19 protein-coding genes are annotated in these 18,517 nt (G+C 73.6%); 13 read left to right on the top strand and 6 right to left on the bottom strand.

The annotated features are described in order from the left end of the window. Positions 1-116: 116 nt before the first annotated feature. Entirely contained in the window at positions 117-539 is a 423-nt protein-coding gene (locus ACLFMI_RS18445) for a DUF429 domain-containing protein (protein WP_410949120.1), read from the bottom strand. A 16-nt stretch (positions 540-555) separates the two neighbouring features. Here ACLFMI_RS18445 and ACLFMI_RS18440 point away from each other — a divergent pair, with 16 nt between their 5' ends. From ACLFMI_RS18440 to ACLFMI_RS18425, 4 genes are all read left to right on the top strand, one after another. Next, on the top strand, positions 556-1,023 hold the full coding sequence (locus ACLFMI_RS18440; RefSeq protein WP_410949119.1) for a ribose-5-phosphate isomerase: 468 nt from the start codon (positions 556-558) through the stop codon (positions 1,021-1,023). A 34-nt stretch (positions 1,024-1,057) separates the two neighbouring features. Further along, positions 1,058-1,888, top strand: a complete 831-nt coding sequence (locus ACLFMI_RS18435) for an Fpg/Nei family DNA glycosylase (RefSeq protein WP_410949118.1) — start codon at positions 1,058-1,060, stop codon at positions 1,886-1,888. 70 nt (positions 1,889-1,958) lie between these two features. Continuing rightward, positions 1,959-2,699 carry an HAD-IIA family hydrolase gene (locus tag ACLFMI_RS18430; RefSeq protein ID WP_410949131.1) on the top strand — a complete coding sequence of 247 codons (741 nt, stop codon included), beginning with the start codon at positions 1,959-1,961 and terminating at the stop codon, positions 2,697-2,699. Between the two features lie 52 nt (positions 2,700-2,751). Further along, a complete protein-coding gene (locus ACLFMI_RS18425; protein WP_410949117.1) occupies positions 2,752-2,901 on the top strand; it encodes a hypothetical protein in 150 nt (49 codons plus the stop codon). Positions 2,902-2,908: 7 nt separating this feature from the next. Here ACLFMI_RS18425 and ACLFMI_RS18420 read toward each other — a convergent pair whose 3' ends face one another. The 3 genes from ACLFMI_RS18420 to ACLFMI_RS18410 all read right to left on the bottom strand — a co-directional run bounded on the left by ACLFMI_RS18420 (position 2,909) and on the right by ACLFMI_RS18410 (position 6,472). Continuing rightward, positions 2,909-3,562: an RraA family protein gene (locus tag ACLFMI_RS18420; protein ID WP_410949116.1), complete on the bottom strand. Its 654-nt coding sequence runs from the start codon at positions 3,560-3,562 to the stop codon at positions 2,909-2,911. A 103-nt stretch (positions 3,563-3,665) separates the two neighbouring features. Then, a complete protein-coding gene (locus tag ACLFMI_RS18415; RefSeq protein WP_410949115.1) occupies positions 3,666-5,117 on the bottom strand; it encodes an AMP-binding protein in 1,452 nt (483 codons plus the stop codon). Next, positions 5,114-6,472 (bottom strand): MFS transporter, encoded by a 1,359-nt coding sequence (locus ACLFMI_RS18410; RefSeq protein ID WP_410949114.1) that lies wholly within the window; start codon positions 6,470-6,472, stop codon positions 5,114-5,116. Before ACLFMI_RS18410 ends, ACLFMI_RS18415 begins: the two co-directional genes overlap by 4 nt. A 154-nt stretch (positions 6,473-6,626) precedes the next feature. Between ACLFMI_RS18410 and ACLFMI_RS18405 the strand changes: the two genes are divergently transcribed. The 3 genes from ACLFMI_RS18405 to ACLFMI_RS18395 all read left to right on the top strand — a co-directional run bounded on the left by ACLFMI_RS18405 (position 6,627) and on the right by ACLFMI_RS18395 (position 8,790). After that, the gene (locus ACLFMI_RS18405; protein ID WP_410949113.1) at positions 6,627-7,532 is read left to right on the top strand and encodes a LysR family transcriptional regulator; all 906 of its coding nucleotides are present in this window, start codon (positions 6,627-6,629) and stop codon (positions 7,530-7,532) included. Between the two features lie 56 nt (positions 7,533-7,588). Beyond that, the gene (locus ACLFMI_RS18400; protein WP_410949112.1) at positions 7,589-8,023 is read left to right on the top strand and encodes a hypothetical protein; all 435 of its coding nucleotides are present in this window, start codon (positions 7,589-7,591) and stop codon (positions 8,021-8,023) included. A 476-nt stretch (positions 8,024-8,499) separates the two neighbouring features. Beyond that, the gene (locus tag ACLFMI_RS18395) at positions 8,500-8,790 is read left to right on the top strand and encodes a hypothetical protein (protein ID WP_410949111.1); all 291 of its coding nucleotides are present in this window, start codon (positions 8,500-8,502) and stop codon (positions 8,788-8,790) included. Positions 8,791-8,878: 88 nt separating this feature from the next. Here ACLFMI_RS18395 and ACLFMI_RS18390 read toward each other — a convergent pair whose 3' ends face one another. Then, positions 8,879-10,330 (bottom strand): flavin-containing monooxygenase, encoded by a 1,452-nt coding sequence (locus ACLFMI_RS18390; RefSeq protein ID WP_410949110.1) that lies wholly within the window; start codon positions 10,328-10,330, stop codon positions 8,879-8,881. 189 nt (positions 10,331-10,519) lie between these two features. On the opposite strand from ACLFMI_RS18390, the gene ACLFMI_RS18385 reads away from it, so the two are divergent. The 6 genes from ACLFMI_RS18385 to ACLFMI_RS18360 all read left to right on the top strand — a co-directional run bounded on the left by ACLFMI_RS18385 (position 10,520) and on the right by ACLFMI_RS18360 (position 17,366). Further along, on the top strand, positions 10,520-11,407 hold the full coding sequence (locus ACLFMI_RS18385; RefSeq protein WP_410949109.1) for a universal stress protein: 888 nt from the start codon (positions 10,520-10,522) through the stop codon (positions 11,405-11,407). A gap of 310 nt (positions 11,408-11,717) precedes the next feature. After that, the gene (locus tag ACLFMI_RS18380) at positions 11,718-13,664 is read left to right on the top strand and encodes an aconitate hydratase (RefSeq protein WP_410949130.1); all 1,947 of its coding nucleotides are present in this window, start codon (positions 11,718-11,720) and stop codon (positions 13,662-13,664) included. Between the two features lie 120 nt (positions 13,665-13,784). Continuing rightward, positions 13,785-14,960: a sigma-54-dependent transcriptional regulator family protein gene (locus ACLFMI_RS18375; protein WP_410949108.1), complete on the top strand. Its 1,176-nt coding sequence runs from the start codon at positions 13,785-13,787 to the stop codon at positions 14,958-14,960. Then, positions 14,917-15,285: an AAA-type ATPase lid domain-containing protein gene (locus ACLFMI_RS18370; protein WP_410949107.1), complete on the top strand. Its 369-nt coding sequence runs from the start codon at positions 14,917-14,919 to the stop codon at positions 15,283-15,285. The genes ACLFMI_RS18375 and ACLFMI_RS18370 overlap by 44 nt, the downstream gene beginning before the upstream one ends. 81 nt (positions 15,286-15,366) lie before the next feature. Then, positions 15,367-15,804, top strand: a complete 438-nt coding sequence (locus tag ACLFMI_RS18365; RefSeq protein ID WP_410949106.1) for a hypothetical protein — start codon at positions 15,367-15,369, stop codon at positions 15,802-15,804. Further along, on the top strand, positions 15,801-17,366 hold the full coding sequence (locus ACLFMI_RS18360; protein WP_410949105.1) for a GMC family oxidoreductase: 1,566 nt from the start codon (positions 15,801-15,803) through the stop codon (positions 17,364-17,366). Before ACLFMI_RS18365 ends, ACLFMI_RS18360 begins: the two co-directional genes overlap by 4 nt. A 91-nt stretch (positions 17,367-17,457) precedes the next feature. Here ACLFMI_RS18360 and ACLFMI_RS18355 read toward each other — a convergent pair whose 3' ends face one another. Then, the gene (locus ACLFMI_RS18355) at positions 17,458-18,408 is read right to left on the bottom strand and encodes a YeiH family protein (RefSeq protein WP_410949129.1); all 951 of its coding nucleotides are present in this window, start codon (positions 18,406-18,408) and stop codon (positions 17,458-17,460) included. Positions 18,409-18,517 lie beyond the last annotated feature (109 nt).

Raw genomic sequence — 18,517 nt, 5'->3', positions numbered from 1 at the left:
CTACCTCGGCCTTGAGGTCCTCGCCCGAGCCCGCGCCGCCACCGACCCCGACACAACCGCTGAGGAGGCCATCTCGGCCCCGAGCATCCCGGCGCTGGGCGCCTGAACCAGAACGATCACGCGTCAGCCGTCACACACCACGCCACAGGACTTGACCCACCGGTGGGCAGCGTGACCTGCTGGAACTCGCGGATCTTCGGTGTGATGTGCCAGGCCTGCAGGCTGATCTTCCTCCCGGTCACCCGCTGCGCGGCCGCGCACGCCTCCGAGTAGCTGCCGGCCGCGAGCACCTCGGCGGGCGGCGTCGGGAACAGCGACGACCGGGCCCGCCCGAGCCGGGCCGACGCCTCGACCTCGGCGCTCCGGCGCCCGCCGCCGACCGGCAGGACCAGCGGGATGTCCACCCCGACGGCGTCGCAGCCGGCCGTCGCCGCCAGCACCGCGGCCGCGTCCGGCAGCACCGACCAGCGCACGCGGGTCCCCTCCAGCAGACACACCGCCCAGCCACCGGGGACCCCGTCCACCCCGCCGATCCGCATGGGAGGATCCTGCCCCGTGCGCGTCTACCTGGGCAGTGACCACGCCGGATTCGAGTTGAAGGCCAAGCTCGTCGAGCACCTCGCCGGTCAGGGCCGCGAGGTCGTCGACGTCGGGGCGCCGACGTACGACCCGCAGGACGACTACCCGGCCTGGTGCATCGAGACGGCCCGCCGGGTTGCCGAGGACGCCGGCGCGCTGGGCATCGTGATCGGCGGGTCGGGCAACGGCGAGCAGATCGCCGCGAACAAGGTGCCGGGTATCCGGGCGGCGCTGGCCTGGAGCGAGCAGACGGCGAAGCTCGCCCGCCAGCACAACGACGCCCAGGTCGTCGGCATCGGCGCCCGCCAGCACTCCTACGAGGAGATCCTGGTGATCGTCGAGGCGTTCCTGGGCACCGGGTTCTCCGGCGACGAGCGGCACCAGCGGCGGATCGACCAGCTCGCCGGCTTCGAGCGCACGGGCGACGTCGAGCTGCCCTCGTGAGCAGCGGCGGCCGGGTGGCGAGCCCCGTGCGCTGATGCCGGAGGGGCACACGCTGCACCGGCTGGCCCGGCTGCACCAGCGGCTGTTCGCCCGCCGGCCGGTCGCGGTGTCCAGCCCGCAGGGCCGGTTCGCCGAGTCCGCGGCGCTGCTGGACGGCGCGGTGCTCACCCGCGCCGAGGCGCACGGCAAGCACCTGTTCCACTCCTACGGCCGGGACCGGGTGGTGCACGTGCACCTCGGGCTGTACGGCACGTTCGTCGAGGCCGCGCTGCCCGCGCCGGAACCGGTCGGGCAGCTGCGGATGCGGCTGGTCGGCGAGACTCACTACGCCGACCTGCGCGGGCCCACCGCGTGCGAGCTGATCACCCCGGCCGAGGCGCGGGCGGTGCGGGCGCGCCTCGGCGCCGACCCGCTGCGCCGCGACAGCGATCCCGAGCACGCCTGGGCGCGGATCTCGCGGTCCCGCTCCCCACTCGCGACGCTGCTGATGGACCAGACCCTCGTCGCGGGGGTGGGCAACGTCTACCGGGCCGAGCTGCTGTTCCGGCACGGCCTGGACCCGCTGCTGCCCGGCCGGGACCTGGACCGGGACGTCTGGGACGCGATGTGGCCGGACCTGGTCGCGCTGATGCGCGCCGGCGTGCGGCTGGGCCGGATCGACACCGTGCGCCCGGAGCACGACCCGCGCCGGCGCGGTGAGCCCGGCCGGCGCGACCGGCACGGCGGCGAGGTCTACGTCTACCGCCGCGCCGGCCTGCCCTGCCTGGTCTGCGGCACCCCGATCGAGCACTCCGCGCACCAGAACCGCAACCTCTTCCACTGCCCCACCTGCCAACCCCCCACCCCCGGCGTCGTGGAGCCGTAACTCGGGGTGGGGCGGGGGATAGGGTGCCGTCGTGGTGGAGCAGAAGCCGATCGAGTGCTGGATGACCGACATGGACGGCGTCCTGGTCCGCGAGGGCAGCCTGGTGCCCGGTGCCGACCAGCTGCTGTCCCGGTTGCGGCAGAAGGACATCCCGTTCCTGGTGCTGACCAACAACAGCATCCACACGCCACGCGACCTGCGATACCGGCTGCAGGCAACCGGGCTGGACGTTCCGGAGGAGTCGATCTGGACCTCGGCGCTGGCCACCGCGACGTTCCTGAACGAGCAGCGCCCGGGCGGCAGCGCCTACGTGATCGGCGAGGCGGGGCTGACCACCGCGCTGCACGACGTCGGCTACGTGATCACCGACGCGAGCCCGGACTACGTGGTGCTGGGCGAGACCCGCACCTACAGCTTCTCCTCGATCACCACCGCGATCCGACTGATCGAGAACGGCTCCCGGTTCGTCGCCACCAACCCGGACGCCACCGGGCCGTCGCCGGAGGGGCTGCTCCCGGCCACCGGCTCGGTCGCCGCGATGATCTCCAAGGCGACCCGGGTGGACCCCTACTTCATCGGCAAGCCGAACCCGCTGATGATGCGGGCGGCGCTGAACCGGCTGGGCGCGCACTCCGAGTCCACGCTGATGGTCGGGGACCGGATGGACACCGACATCCTGGCCGGGCTGGAGGCCGGGATGCGGACGGTGCTGGTGCTGACCGGCATCACGCACTCGTCGGAGATCGATCGGTTCCCGTTCCGCCCGACCCGGGTGGTGCCGTCGGTGGCCGACCTGATCGACGACGTCTAGCGTACCGCCGCCGCGGTTGCGAACTACACGCGTGTGGTTCACCCTCGAACACATGTACGTACGCGAGGTGTCCTGGTGCCGGTGCGCCGGTTGCGGCGCCGAGGCGGAGCTGCCGGCGGGTGAGACCGCCGGGGTCGAGGTCCCGTGCCCGGACTGCGCCGGTCCGATGGCCGAGGAGTGGACCTGGGAGACCGCGGCCTGAGGCGGTCCTAGACCCGGAAGCCCAGGGCGCTGTCCTCGTCGCGGTGCAGTGCCGCCACGTGCTCGTCCACAGTGGTCAGCCCGTGCAGCTCGGCGCCGTCGCGCATCGCCGCGACCAGCGCCCGCTCCGCCCGCTCGACCTCCTCGGCCTTCCCGACGATCTCGGCGAGCCGGTCCGGGGGCGCGATCAGCAGGCCGTCGTCGTCGCCGCAGACGATGTCGCCGGGCGCGACCACCAGCCCGCCGAACGACACCGGCTCGTCCACGGTGCCCGGGTCCCGCACCGTTCCGGACGCCGGGCAGGTGCCGCGGGCGAACACCGGGAGCCCGGTCTCGCGGATCCCGCGCACGTCGCGCACCAGCCCGTCGACGACGATCCCGGCCAGCCCGCGCCGGTGCGCCTCGGTCGCGAACAGGTCGCCGGAGACGGCGCGCTGCCCGCCCGCACCGGCCACCACCAGCACCGAGCCCGGGGCGGCCACGCGCAGCGCCGCGAACATCGGCAGGTGGTCGTCGATGCAGCTCACGGTGACGGCCGGGCCGGCCATCGCCACGTCCGGCAGCATCGCCCGGATCAGCGGGTCGACCACCGGCAGGGTCTTGTCCGCGTCGCACAGCGAGGACACCTGCACGCCACGCAGTCGCTCCAGGAGATCGGTCATGGACCCATCCTCGCGCGCGGTGTCGCATCGGGCGAGCCATGATCACCGATCCGGTGGTCGATGCGGTCACCGCCGGTGGCCGGGTGGACCGCCGGATCGGTGATCACCGCCTCCCGGCGCGGGCCTCAGCGAGTTCGGAGCGCCGGACCTTGCCGGCGTCGTCGCGCAGGGGGTGGTCGACGAGCTCGTAGCTGCGCGGGGTCTTGTACGGGCTGAGCCGCGCCCCGACGTGCTCGCGCAGCCGGTCCGCCAGCCCGGGGCCGGCCCCCGGCGCGGGCGCGACGATCGCGTGCACGGTCCGGCCGTAGTCGTCGTCGGGCACCCCGACGACGACGGCGTCGGTCACCTCCGGGTGCGCGGCCAGTGCCGCCTCCACCTCGGCCGGGTACACGTTGGCCCCGCCGACCAGGATCATGTCCGAGCGGCGGTCGGCCAGGTACAGGTAGCCGTCGGCGTCGAACGAACCCATGTCGCCCAGCGACTCCCAGCCGTCCCGGGCGTGCGCGACGGCGCCGAGGTAGTGGTAGGTCGGCATCCCCTCGGAACGCATCCAGATCTCGCCGATCTCGCCGGGCGGCAGCTCGGCGCCCTCGGCGTCGCAGACCTTCATCGCACCGCGGACGACCCGGCCGACCGAGCCGGGGTGCGCGAGCCACTCCCGGCCGTCGATCACCGTGCCGGCCTGCGACTCGGTGCCCGAGTACAGCTCGAGCACCGTCTCCGGCCCGACCCGGTCCATGAAGCCGCGCTTGACCTCGGGCGGGCACGGTGCGCCGACGTGCAGCACCGTGCGCAGGCTCCCGAGCTCGGCGTCCGTCCAGTGGTCAGGCGGCAGGCGCAGCATCCGGCTCATCATCGTCGGGACGACGTAGAGCCAGGTCACGCCGTGCGCACCGACGAGTTCCAGGGTGCGGGCGGCGTCGAAGCGCTGCATCAGCACCACGTGGTGGCCCTGCAGCAACGCCATCAGCGAGAACATGTACGGCGCGTTGTGGTGCAGCGGGGCGGTGCACAGGAACACGCCGTCCCGGTCGATCCGCAGGCCGTCCACCCGGCCCAGCGCCTGCTCGACGCACGCGGCCTGCCCGGCGACGATGACCTTCGGCCGCCCGGTGCTGCCGCCCGAGGTGGGTGCCTTCCAGGACGGTCCGACCACGTCCGGCAGCGGGGCGTCGTCGTGCCCGGAGGCGTCGACCGGCTCGTCGACGATCAGCGCGGGCGCGGCGACGGACAGCACCGCGTCCTTCTCCGACGGGGGGAGCCGAGCCGACAGCGGCTGCGGGACCGCGCCCAGCTTCCACGCCGCGACCGAGCACTCCACGTGCGCGACGACGTTCGGCAGCGCGATCGACACCAGGTCGCCCCGGACCACCCCGCGTGCGGCGAACGCCCGGGCCAGCCGGTTGGTGCGGGCGTCGAGCTCGGCCCGGGTCAGGACGGTGTCGCCGTCCGAGACCGCCGGCGCGCCCGGGGCCGCGGCCACCAGCTCGCGCAGCCGGGCGGCCAGCGGCGTCGATCCGGCCGGGACGGCGGGTTCCGGGAAGCGGGTGGTCACGGTGTCCTCTCGACGGCGGTGGCGGGCTCGGTGGCGTCCGGATCGGTGGCCCCGGGATCAGTGTCGTCGGGCACGGCGCCACGGGCCAGGATGATCCGGGCGGCGAACAGGGTGAGCAGCACGATCACGACCGAGTAGGCGACGACCGGCACGATCGATCCGGTCGCGGCGAGCAGCGCCTGCCCGATCAGCGGTGCGGTGCCACCGAACAGCGTCCCGGCCAGCGCGTAGGACAGCGAGATCGCGGTGTAGCGCATCCGCGCCGGGAACGCCTCGGCCAGCATCCCGGCCAGGATCGCGTAGTACATGGTGTGCGGCAGCGTGGCCAGCGCCATCCCCAGCGCGGCCAGCCCGAAGTCCCCGGTGGAGATCAGCGCGAACATCAGCGGGAACAGTGGGATCTCGAAGATCAGCAGGGTGGTGACCACCTTGCGGGGGTTCCACCAGGTGGCCATGAACGCGCCGAGTGGCTGGGTGCAGAACTGCACGAACGAGCTGATCAGGATGACGTTGAGGAACGTGCCGCGGTCGAAGCCGAGCTCGTTGGTGGCCCAGGACAGCGCGAAGGTGTTCTTGAAGTAGGCGGCCGCGGCGACCAGCGCGCACGCCGCGATCGAGAGCAGCACCATGCCCTTGGCCTCGCGGAACAGCTCGCCGAGCGGGAACCGCGCGGTGCGCCCGGAGGAGCGCAGCCGGTCCAGCTGCGGGCTCTCCTCGATCCGCAGCCGGATGACCAGCCCGACGACGACCAGCGCCGCCGACACCAGGAACGGCACCCGCCAGCCCCAGGACAGGAAGTCCTGCTCGGGCAGCAGCGCGATGAGCGCGAACGAGCCGGTGGCCAGCATCTGCCCGGCCGGGCTTCCCTGCTGGGCGAACGCGCCGTAGAGGATCCGCTTGCTCTTCGACGCGTGCTCGGAGGCGATCAGCACCGCGCCGCCCCACTCCCCGCCGACGGCCAGGCCCTGCACCAGCCGGGCCGCGACCAGCAGTACCGGGGCGAGCACGCCGATGGAGGAGTAGGTCGGCAGCAGGCCGACCGCGAGCGTGGAGACGCCCATCAGCAGCAGCGTCGCGACCAGCGCGGTCTTGCGGCCGAGCCGGTCGCCGAGATGGCCGAACACGATGCCGCCGATCGGGCGGGCGAGGAAGCCGACCCAGAATGTCGCGAACGACGCGAGCACCCCCGCGGCGGGGGAGGCGTTCGGGAAGAACAGCGGCCCGAGCACCAGCGCCGCGGCGGTGCCGTAGATGTAGAAGTCGTACCACTCGATGGTGGTCCCGACGAACGAGGCGATGCCGGCTTTCCGGCGCATCGCGGGAGTGCTCGGCGCGGGGCCGGCCGCAGGGCTCATGACGTGCTCCTTCGCACGGTCGCGTCCAGGGAGCGACGGCCCGGCCCGGCGCGTTGCCGCCCGTGACTGTCGCGCCGCAACGGTAGAGCCTCATTCGGTCGTCGGTACGACGATCTGGCTTCCAACCATGTCGCCAAACCGACATGGTGGGCGGGTGGAACTGCGCCAGATGGAGTCGTTCGTCGCCGTCGCCGAGGAGCTGCACTTCGGACGGGCGGCGGCCCGGCTGCGGGTCTCCGGGCCGCCGCTGTCCCAGCAGATCCGCCGCCTCGAACGCGAGGTCGGCGCGGAGCTGTTCGCCCGGCACACGCGCTCGGTCGCGCTGACCGCGGCCGGCGAGGCGTTCCTGTCCCGGGCCCGCCGGGCGCTGGCCGCCGCGGACGAGGCCGTCGTCGAGGCCCGGCAGGCGGCCGCGGGCGGGTCGGGCACGGTGCGGCTCGGGTTCGCCGGACCCAGCTCCAACCGCTGGCTCTACGCGACCTCACGCCGGTTCCGCAGCCGGCACCCGCAGGCCCGGCTCGCCCTGGTCACCGGGCGGTTCTCCGGGGAGCTGGCCGAGGACCTGCGGGAGGACAGAGTGGACGCCGCGCTGATCCGCACCCCGGTCGACGACGACGGCCTGGTCGTGCACGAGCTCGCCCGCCAGCAGCTGATGGCCGCGCTGCCCGAGGAGCACCCGCTGGCCGGCCGGGACCGGATCGACCTGGCCGAGCTGGCCCACGACCCGTTCGTCGCCTACCCGTCGGCGCGGATGGCGCTGATGCGCACCGCCGTCGACGCGGCCTGCCTGCGGGCCGGGTTCACCCCGCGCACCGAGCAGGAGGCCCCGGACACGCACACCCTGCTCTCGCTGGTCGGGGCCGGTGTCGGGGTGGGGCTGGCGCTGGAGGCGACCGCGGACCTGGGTACACCCGGGGTGGTGCTGGTCGAGATGACCGACCCGCCGGTGGTGCCGCTGGCACTGGCCTGGAAGCGGGCGGCGGCGAACCCGGTGCTGCCGGCGCTGCTGGACGCGGCCGGGGTGAGCGGGGCCGACACCGAGGCAACCGTGCAGGTCTGACACCCTCTCAGATAGGCGTGCGGCGAGGCTGCTGCTCGGGAAGGGGAGCACTGAACGTGACGGGTGGAGATCGTTTCGCGCCCGAGCTCTCCTGGTGTGGGCTGCTGGCGGCGCAACTCGCCGCGGCCGGGTCCGTCGATCCGGTGGAGCTCGGCGTCCGCCCGGCGGCGCTTCCCGATGAGTGGTGCCCGGTTCCGGCGACCGGGCGGGTGCTGCACCGCTCCGGTCCGGTCCTCCGGCCGCGGGTCGCGGAGGGCACCTGGCCGGACGCGGCGAGTACCGCGTACGCCGAGGCCGTCGCCCGCGCGCTGGACGACGGCGAGGTCACCAGCGTCGAGACCGACCAGCTCATCGAGGTGGCTCGCGCCTGGCAGGTGGGGGACGACGTCGTCAACCGGGTGCACGAGCGGCTCGTCCTGGATCGTGAGCTGTCCGCGGAGAGCCGCCGCCACCTCGACGTCGTCGCGCGTAGCCGCGCGCTCGCGGCCTGAGGCGGGCGGTCCCCGAGGAACGACGACCGCCCGCCGCGTCCACACCGGCTACTCGGCGTCCTGAGTGTCCTGCGCCGCCCGGACGTAGTCGATCATCTGCTGATCCGGGCCGCCGGCCGCCTCGACCGACACGCCGACACGGACCGGTCACGACACGCCGACGCGTGGTCACCCCTGCGGGTGGTCCCGCGGACCACCGGGCCGCACCCGTGCGATCACCGACCGCGACCGCCGGTCCGGGGTCCGGAACCGTCCGTGTCGGGTCTCCTGGGGAAGTTCGCCGAGGGGACTCCCGAACCCGCTGTGTGGCACCCCCGGTGACGATCTCACCCGGCCGGGTGGGCGGCGTATCCCCGCCCGTGACCGGCTGCCTACGTTCCGCTTGCCGTGACGCACAGCCGTCCCGGTGGTGCACAGGGGACTCGGACAGTCCCATCGCACCCGCTCGTCCCACCGGTCACGTTCGGGGAGAAGTCATGCGCAGGAAGCTCGCGGTCACAGGCGCCGCCGTCGTCGCGACCATGGTCGCGTTCAGCCCGATCGCCATGGCGGGGTCCGCTCCGCAGGACGACGACGACGGCGACTCGTTCGTGCAGGACGTCGGCAACACCCGCGGTGACCAGGCGGGACTGGTCAACCTCGACGACGTCAACGTGCTCAACAACGCCAACGTCTGCCCCGGTGTCAATGCGGCGCTGGGCAACGTGCTGGGGATCCTGGGCACCGGCAACGCCCAGAACAAGGGGAACCCGACCAGCTGCGACTGAGGCCCGCAGCGCCGCCGGCCGGAGTCCCGGCCGACGGTGACCGCCGCGCCGCGCCCCGCCGCCACGGGGCGCGGCGCGGACCGGTCACTCAGCCGTGGAACACGTAGTCCTCGGCGTCGAGCCGTTCGGTGCGGGCGTCGTAGTCGCGCATGTAGCCGGGCCAGTTGGTGACGATGCGGCCGCTCCCGTCGCGGTACCAGGAGTCGCAGCGCGTCCAGGCGGTGCCGGGGAAGCGGGCCTGCACCTCGGCATCGTAGGCCTGCTCGACGTCGCGCCGGACCTCGATCCCGGCCGCGGCCCGCCGGCGTCCCTCCTGGATCGCCTGGCGGACGTAGCGGACCTGGGACTCCAGGTAGCGGATGATCGAGCCGCCGGAGGTGTTGGTGTTCGGGCCGTAGAGCACGAACAGCGACGGGAAGCCGGGGACCGTCATGCCCAGGTAGGCGTGCGCACCGTCGGACCACTCGTCGGCCAGCGACCGGCCGCCCGGGCCGGTGATCTCCATCGGGAACATGAAGTCGGTCGCCGCGAAGCCGGTGCCCCAGATGATGGTGTCGACCTCGTGCAGCCGGCCCTCGGCGGTCCGGATGCCGGACGGCTCGATCGCGGTGACCGCGTCGGTGACCAGCTCGACGTTGTCCCGCTGCAGCGCAGGCAGCCAGTGCGAGCTGAACAGGATCCGCTTGCAGCCGAACGTGTAGTCCGGCCAGGCCTTGCGCCGCACCTCGGGGTCGCGCAGCTGCAGCCGCATGAAGATCGTCGAGTACAGCCGTCCGATCCGGCCCCAGGTCGCAGGGTGGCGGATCATCAGCGTCAGCGACTCGCAGTACTCGGTGATGAACGTCCGGCGCCAGCGCTGCAGCCCCGGGACGTGCCGGACCGCGGCCCGCCACCAGGCCGGGAACCTCCGGTTGCGGCGGGGCAGGAACCAGTTGCCGGAGCGCTGGAACACGCTCATGTGCCCCACCTCGGGGGCGATCTCCGGGACGAACTGCACGGCGCTCGCCCCGGTGCCGATCACCGCGACCCGGCGTCCGCGCAGGTCGTGGTCGTGGTCCCAGCGCGCGGAGTGGAACGCGTGCCCGGCGAACGTGTCGATCCCCGGGATGTTCGGGGTGATCGGCCGGTTGAGCTGGCCGGTGGCCACGATCAGCACGTCCGGGTGCCAGGTGCGGCCGTCCTCGGCGGTGACCGTCCACGGACCGTCGGCGCGGGGCCGCTCGGCGGAGACGATCCGGGTGTTCGGCTCCACCAGGTCGGCGACGCCGAACTCCTTCGCCACGCCCTGCAGGTACTCCAGGATCTCCGACTGCGGTGAGCACAGCTGGGACCAGTCCGCGCGCTGGGCGAACGAGAACGAGTACAGGTGACTCGGGACGTCGCAGGCCGCGCCCGGATAGGTGTTGTGCAGCCAGGTCCCGCCGAGGCCGGAGGCGGCGTCGACGATCGTGACGTCCCGGATGCCGTGCGCGCGCAGTTCGATGGCGGCGGCGATGCCGCCGAACCCGGCGCCGACGACGAGAACGCTCGGTGCGTGCATGGGACCTCCCTGTCGCCACGGGCCGCGGAGAACACTCCGTCGACGGGATCACCGTAGCGATCGCCGTGCGGGCCCCGGGTGCCCGTCCCGGCCCGCAGGGGCCGCGTTCCGGGTGCCCCCGTCCGCGCTTCGGGTGCACAGTGGAGGGCGGTGGCCGGCGACGCCGTACCGGCCGGGAGGAGCGGAACGATGACTGCCGGGAAGATCGTCGCCGGGGTGGACGGGTCGGAGCCGGCCCTGGACGCCGCCCGCTGGGCCGCGCGCGAGGCCGCGGGCCGGGGAGCGGACCTGCTCCTGGTGCACGCGTTCGACGTCGCCGGGCTCTACACCGACGCCGCCATCGCGTCGCTGCTCGAGGACGTCGAGGCGACGATGCGCGACGAGTCCGCCGAGATCCTGGACCGGGCCCGCTCCGCCGCAGCCGAGGCCGCCCCGGAGATCGCGATCGACGTCCGCCGGGACCGGGAGGCCCCGGCACCCGCGCTGGTCACGGAGTCCGGTGACGCGCTGCTGGTGGTGATCGGCTCGGCCGGCCGGGGCGCGCTGGGCACCGCGCTCGGCTCGGTCAGCCTGGCCGTCGCCTCGCACGCCGGGTGCCCGGTCGTCGTGGTGCGGGGCGCGGTCGCGGCCGACGGGCCGATCGTCGTCGGAGTGGACGGCGGGCCGCTGTCGGACACCGCGCTCGCGCACGCGTTCGCGGCGGCGTCCCGGCACGACGCGCCGCTGGTCGCGGTGCATGTGTGGAGCGATGCCGACACCCAGCGCGCGCACCTCGGCACGCTGTTCGCCGCCTCGCCATGGGAGACCATGCGTGACGCCGAGGAGCGGGCACTGGCCGAGCGGCTGGCCGGCTGGTCGCAGCGCTACCCGGACGTCGCCGTCACCCGCCGGATCGGGCGGGCCGATCCGGCCCGCGCGCTGGTCGAGGCCAGTGCCGGGGCGCGCGGGGTTGTCGTCGCGACCCGGGGGCGCGGCGGCTTCACCGGGCTGTTGCTCGGCTCCACCGGACTGGCGCTGATCCAGCACGCCGAGGCCCCGGTGATGCTGGTCGGGCCGCACTCGGCGCCCGCCCCCTGACGTGCGTTCTGTGGATTCGATCACCGGCTTGCCTCTGGGCCTCCCCGGCTGACCTGCCCCGACGGGCACGGCTCCGGTCGGGCCACCAGCTCGTCGTCGTCGGCGACGAACCACAGGGCGCGCCCGGCGTTCGCCTCGCGCACCCAGTCCGCGAAGGACGCGCGTCTCGGTCATGCCGGTGAGCCAACCGGCTGGACCGGTCGTCGGGCAACGGGTTCCGGACCGGCGTCGCGCGGAGCCGTGCGTGGAACCGGCGGGAGCGGGGAACCCGTCGGGCGACGTGCCGCACCGTTACACCATGGAGGTCCCGATGCCCCGGACGCTGACCCACCAGCTGATCGACGAGCACCTCGTGTCCGGCGATCCCGTTCCGGGACAGGAGATCGCGCTGCGGATCGACCAGACCCTGACCCAGGACGCGACCGGCACGCTGGTGATGCAGGAGCTGGAGGCCATCGGGCTGGAACGGGCCCGGACCGAGGTCAGCGTCCAGTACGTCGACCACAACCTGCTGCAGGCCGACGAGCGCAACGCCGAGGACCATGAGTTCCTCCGGACGGCGGCGCGGCGGTTCGGGCTCTGGTTCTCCAAACCGGGCAACGGCGTCTCGCACCCCACACACATGCAGCGCTTCGGCAAGCCCGGCCGCACGATGGTCGGTTCGGACTCGCACACGTGCGCGGCCGGCTCGCTCGGGATGCTGGCGATCGGCGTCGGTGGCCTGGAGGTCGCGTTCGCGATCGCCGGCGAGCCGCTGCGGATCCGGATGCCGCAGGTCTGGGGCGTGCGGCTGACCGGCGAGCTGCCACCGTGGGTGTCGGCGAAGGACGTGATCCTGGAGATGCTGCGCCGGCACGGCGTCAGCGGCGGGGTCAACCGGGTGATCGAGTACCACGGTCCCGGGCTGGCCGGGCTGAGCGCGATGGACCGGCACGTGATCGCCAACATGGGCGCCGAGCTGGGCGCCACCACCAGCGTCTTCCCGGCCGACGAGCGCGTCGAGGAGTTCCTGCGCGCGGAGGGTCGCGCCGACGACCACCGCGCGATGCGCGCGGAGGACGGTGCCGAGTACGACGTCACCGACGAGATCGACCTGTCCACGCTCGAACCGTTGATCGCGAAGCCGTCGGCGCCGGACAACGTGGTGCCGGTCCGGGAGGTCGCCGGCGAACCGGTCGGGCAGGTCGTGATCGGCTCGTCGGCCAACCCGGGGTTGCGGGACTTCGCCGTGGCCGCGCAGATGGTGCGCGGTCGGCAGACGAACGACGCGGTGAGCTTCGACGTCAACCCGTCGTCGCGGGAGATCTTCTCCGACCTGACGAAGATGGGTGCCACGTTCGACCTGATCGCCGCGGGCGCCCGGATCCACCAGGCCGGCTGCATGGGCTGCATCGGGATGGGGCAGGCCCCGGCGGCCGGGCACAACTCGCTGCGGACCTTCCCGCGCAACTTCCCGGGCCGGTCCGGGACGCCGGAGGACGCGGTGTGGCTGTGCTCGCCGGAGACGGCCGCGGCGGCCGCCCTCACCGGCGTCGTCACCGACCCGCGGGAGCTCGCCGAGAAGCTCGGCCTGGACGATCCGACACCGGAGCTGCCCGCCGAGGCCTCGATCAACACCGACATGCTGGTGGCGCCCCCGCCCGCCGAGGAGGCGCAGCAGCAGGAGCTCGTGCGCGGCCCCAACATCTCGGGGCTGCCCGACTTCCCGCCGCTGCCCGACTCGCTCGACCTGCCGGTGCTGCTCACGATGGGCGACAACGTCTCGACCGACGAGATCTCCCCGGCCGGGGCCAAGGCGCTGCCGTACCGCTCCAACATCCCGGAGCTGGCGGAGTTCACGTTCACCCGGATCGACGCCGACTACCCCGCGCGGGCCCGGGAGACCGGCCCGCACGCCGTCGTGGCCGGGGCAAACTACGGGCAGGGCTCGTCGCGCGAGCACGCCGCCATCACGCCCCGCCACCTCGGCCTCGCCGTCGTGATCGCCCGGTCCTATGCGCGCATCCACTGGCAGAACCTGGCCAACTTCGGGATCCTCGCTCTCGAGTTCACCGATCCGGACGACCTGGACCGGATCTCCGGCGGGACCGTCCTGCACTTCCGTGGACTGCGCGGGCTGCCGGACACCGACGGGATCACGGCGACCGACGACGACGGCACCGAGTTCCGGCTGCGGCACAGCCTGTCGCCGAACCAGGTCGACGCCGTCCTCGCCGGCGGGCGCATCCCGCAGCTCGCCGAGGCGGGCCGCGGCTGACCGGACCACCGAAGTGGATCTTGTCTCAGGCTGAGACGGCGAGCGGTGCCCCCGGTGGGGTCGTGTGTGTCACAGTCCACGGACCTGAAGAGCGCAACGAGGCCTCGGAGGTTCGAGGGTATGAACAGCTCGGCCGGGCTCTCGGAACGGGAGCAGATCGCACGGACGACGGGAGTGGGATCCGGTCTCGAGGTGCCGGACCGGATCGCCGCGTCGTGGCAGCGCAGTGCCGCGTTCGGCGCGTCGCTGGACGAGGTCGCACCGTCGTTCTGCGGAGCGGTCGACGACGAGTCGCTGTTCTACCGGTGCGGGGTGGAGGTCCTCGGCGGGCTGCAGGAGACGCTGGCGAACGAGCCGATCAGCCTGATGCTGACCGACCCCGAGGGCGTCGTGCTCAACCGGCTCTGCCACGAGCGGTCGCTGCTCTCCGCCCTGGACGCGGTCTACCTCGCGCCCGGCTTCGACTACGGCGAGCAGGAGACCGGCACGACCGGGCTGGGGCTGGCGGTGGCCGACCGGGCACCCTCGCTGGTCCGTGCCGACCAGCACTTCTGTACCGGGCTGTGGGGCTACACGTGTGCCGCCGCGCCGGTGCTGGACCCGGTGAGCGGCGAGCTGGCCGGCACCGTGAACCTGACGACCTGGGCGCAGCAGTCGGACAAGCTCCTCCTGGCGCTCGCGCAGAGCGCGGCGGGCAGCACGTCGACGCTGATGCTGGCGCGGCACCGGGGGCGCGCGCCGCGGCCGGCCGCGCACGGGCAGGTGTTCCGGGTCCATCTCCGGGCGCCTGCGGCCACGGTGGCCCCGCGCTCGTCACAGTGGCGCACGGCGTCCGCCGAGGTCGAGGCGGCGCTGGACGAGGGCCGGGTGGTCGCGGTCGTCGGCGAGGAGGGTGCCGGGCGCACGACGTTGCTGACCGACGCGCTGTCCCGGACCCACCCGCACGACCGGGTCCTGGTGACCCGGCCGCCGACCGTCCAGGACACCCCCGCGTGGCTGGATCTCTGGCGGCCGGAGCTCGGCCGGGACGCCACCAGCGTCGTCGTCGGCCGGGTCGACGAGCTGACGTCGTGGGTCGCCTCCGAGCTGGGTGGCGTGTTCGACCAGGTGCGGTCGGTGGCCGGGGCGCCGGACCGGCGCCCGGGACTCGCGCTCACCGTGCGGAGCCCGGGCGGTGTCCCGACGCCGCTGCGACCCCTGGTCGACACCTACGTCGAGCTGCCCCCCGCTGCGGCACCGCTGCGAGGACGTCATGCCGCTGGCCACGGCGTTCGCCGCGAGGCGCCGGCACCGTGAGGTCCGGTTCACCGCCGCGGCGCGGCGCTGCCTGACGGCGTACCACTGGCCGGGCAACGTCGAGCAGCTGCGGACGGTCGTGGACGGCGCCGCGGCCCGCAGCGACGTGATCGACGCCCGGCACCTGCCGACCGAGGTGTCCTGCGGCGCGCCGCGCCGGGTCCTGTCACGCATCGAGATGGTCGAGCGCGACGAGATCGTGCGCTGCCTCGCCGAGCCGGGGACGACGATGGGGCAGGCCGCGGCCCGGCTGGGGATCAGCCGGGCCACCCTGTACCGCCGGATCGAGGTGTACGGGATCCGGGGGCAGGCCGACACCGCCTGATCCGCGAACTCCGGATCCGCTCCTCGCCAGTTCCTTCCGCGGTGAATGCTGCCCGGAAACGATCGAGAAAGGAATTCATCGGTGAGTACCCTTCTGTCCGACACCCAGCGCGGAACGCTGGTCGACCTCTTGCGTGCGGCGTTCCCGCACAGCACGTTCCCGGCCGGTCCGTACGAGCGGACCGCGCAGGCGGTGATCGACGCGGCCGCCACCCAACCCCGGTTGCAGGCACTGCTGGTCCAGGGTCTGTCCGATCTGGACCAGCAGCGCGGGGTCCCGTTCTCGGAGCTGGACGGCGAGACGGCGGCGGTCGTGCTGCGCGGGATCGCCGACACCCCGTTCTTCGCCGGGATTCTCGACGTCGCCGTCGTCGCGCTCTACGACGACCACGAGGTCTGGGACGTCCTCGGGTACGAGGGCGCGTCCTACGACAAGGGCGGCTACATCAACCGCGGGTTCGACGACCTGGACTGGCTGCCCGACCCGCGCATCGAGAGCTACGAGGAGGCCTCGGCATGACCCGCTTCGACTACGACGACTCCGACGTGGTGGTCGTCGTCGGCTCCGGTGCCGGCGGCGGGACGCTGGCCCACGAGCTGTGCCGGCGTGGCTTCAAGACCGTGGTGCTCGAAGCCGGCCCGCACCTGACCGGGGAGGACTACCACAACGACGAGTGGAAGGCCTTCGGCCAGATGGCCTGGACCGACCCCCGGACGACGTCGGGGAGCTGGGCGATCGCACGGGACTTCCCGGACCTGCCGACCTGGATCGTCAAGGCCGTCGGTGGCACCACGACGCACTGGGCCGGGGCCTGCCCGCGGTTCAAGCCGCACGAGCTCGCCGCCCGCACCGCCTACGGCACCGTCGACGGGACCAGCCTGCTCGACTGGCCGATCACGCTGTCCGAGCTCGAGCCCTACTACGACCGGGCCGAGATCAAGATGGGCGTCACGCACCGGCACGGCCGCCCCCCGCTGCCGGCGAACAACAACTACAAGGTCTTCGCGAACGGCGCGGAGAAGCTGGGCTACCGGAACTACGCCACCGGCCCGTACGCCACCAACGCCGAGCCCTACGACGGCCGCCCCGCCTCGATCCAGGACGGCTTCAACTTCCAGGGCGACAAGCACGGCTCGAAGTGGTCCACGCTGGTCGCCGAGCTGCCCAAGGCCGAGGCCACCGGCAACCTGGACCTGCGCCCGGACAGCCACGTCGCGCAGATCCTGCACGACACCACCGGCCGGGCCACCGGGGTGCTCTACACCGACCGCGACGGCACCCTGCGCCGGCAACGCGCCGCCGTCGTCTGCGTGGCCGGCAACTCGATCGAGTCCGCGCGGCTGCTGCTGCTCTCGGCGTCCACCCAGTTCCCCGACGGGCTGGCGAACTCGTCCGGCCAGGTCGGGCGCAACTACATGCGCCACACCACCGGCACGGTCTGGGGTCAGTTCGACAAGCCGGTGCGGATGTACCGCGGCGAGACGATGGCCGGGGTGATCGGCGACGAGTCCCGCCTGGACACCGACCGGGGCTTCGCCGGCGGCTACTACATGCAGACGATCGCGCTCGGGCCCGCGTTCTTCGCCAAGTTCGTGGCACCGGGCAGCTGGGGCCCGCGGTTGGCGGAGATCGTCGACGGGTACCTCAACACCGCCGGCATGTGGATCGTCGGCGAGGACATGCCGCAGGAGTCCAACCGGATCACGCTGTCCGGCGACACCGACGCGCACGGGCTCCCGGTCGCCAACGTGCACTTCGACGACCACCCCAACGACGTGGCGATGCGCCGGCACGGGCACCAGCAGGGCGCGGCCGTCTACAAGGCGGTCGGGGCCACCAACACGATCGAGACGCCGCCGTACCCCTCGACGCACAACCTGGGTACCTGCCGGATGAGTCAGCGTCCGGGCGACGGCGTGGTCGACCGGTTCGGGCGGGCGCACGACGTCCCGAACCTGTTCGTCTCCGACGGCAGCGTCTTCACCACCGGCGCCGCGGCCAACCCCACGCTGACGATCGTGGCCCTCGCGATGCGGCAGGCCGAGTACATCGCGAGCGAGTTCCGCGCGGCCCGGAGCTGAGCCCGCACCGCCGCCTGCGAGCGCTGACCGGGGTCGGACGGGCCGGGGGTGGGCACGTGCCCGCCCCCGGCCCGTCCGGCCCGCTCGTCGGTCAGGCCGGCACCAGGCTCAGGGCCCCGAGGCCGGCGAGACCGACGAGCACGGTCGCGGCCGCGCCGAGCGCCAGGGCGCGGCGGCCGGTCCGGAGCAGTGCACCGACCCGGACGCCGCTGCCGAGGCCGAAGAGGGCGGCGGCGAAGAGCAGTGTCGACAGCGTCCGGGCGGCCGACAGCGCGGTGTCCGGGGCCAGCCCGCTGCTGCGGATCGCCATCATCGCCAGGAACCCCAGGACGAACAGCGGGACCAGCGGCGGCCGCCGGCCGGACTCCGTGGCGGTGTTCCGCCGGCGCTCGACGATGCCGGTCCCGGCGACGATCGGCGCCAGCAGCACGACCCGGGTCAGCTTCACGATCACCGCGACGCCGACCGCGGCGGCTCCGGCGGGGGAGGCGGCGGCGACGACCTGGGCGACCTCGTGCACGCTCAGCCCGGCCCAGGTGCCGGTCAGCCCCGGGGCGAGCCCGAGCAGGTCGGCGGTCAGCGGGACGAGCGCGATCGCGGCGCTGCCGTAGAGCGTCACCAGTGCCACGGCGGTGGCGACGTCCTCCTTCTCCGAGCGGGTGACGCTGTCCATGGCCGCGATCGCCGACGCGCCGCAGATCGAGAAGCCGGTGGCGACGAGCAGGGTGAGGCCGCGTGAGACGCCGAGCAGCCGTCCGAGCACGAGGATGCCGGCGAACGCGACGAGGACGGTGCCGACGACCGCGCCGACGGTGCCGGCGCCGAGCCCGAGCACCTCGCCCAGCCCGAGCTGCAGCCCGAGCAGGACGACGCCGAGCCGCAGGAACCGCCGGGTGACCCAGCCGAGTCCGGCCCGGGTGCCAGCCGGCAGGACCGGTCCGGCCCCGATGCCGAGCACGACCGCGACGGTCAGCGCGCTGAGCACCGGCAGCACGGCGTTCACCCCGAGCGCGACCGCGGTCGCGGCGGCCGCGACCAGCATGCCCGGCCCGAGCTCGGCCGCGCGGTGCCGGGTTCGGGGCAGCAGGCCGGGTGGCTCGGTCGTGGTCATGGTGTGACCGTGCTCCGCGGAACGGGTCTCGGGTAGCGGC

This window comes from Pseudonocardia nantongensis (genome assembly GCF_046546495.1).
Lineage (GTDB): Bacteria > Actinomycetota > Actinomycetes > Mycobacteriales > Pseudonocardiaceae > Pseudonocardia > Pseudonocardia nantongensis.
Note: the sequence above shows the minus strand (reverse complement) of the source record. Positions and strands in the feature narration are given on the sequence as shown.